The sequence below is a fragment of the Peribacillus sp. SIMBA_075 genome, assembly GCF_046534585.1.
On the sequence record NZ_JAWRYN010000860.1, the window covers coordinates 1 to 262 of the forward strand.

At 51.5% G+C, this 262-nt stretch carries 1 protein-coding gene; it reads left to right on the top strand.

What is annotated here, in order from left to right; translation table 11 throughout:
* A partial coding sequence (locus SB775_RS30685; RefSeq protein ID WP_410865039.1) for a nucleoside recognition domain-containing protein occupies window positions 1–262 on the top strand: 262 nt, incomplete at both ends.

Consider the following 262-nt stretch of genomic DNA (forward strand, 5'->3'; position numbering starts at 1 on the left):
GAATTCGTCGGGACTTTGCTCAATAAAATCATGCGTCCGGTGTTCACGCTTCCAGGCCGTTCGTCGATCGATGCCATGGCTTCCTGGATGGGCGCTGCGCCTGTCGGGGTTTTGGTGACGATGAAACAGTATGACGAAGGCTATTACACGAAAAGGGAAGCGGCTGTCATTGCGACTACTTTCTCGATCGCTTCCGTTGCCTTCAGTTTAGTAGTTGCTAACGTTATCGGTATCGGCCATCTGTTCCTGCCGTTTTATCTGG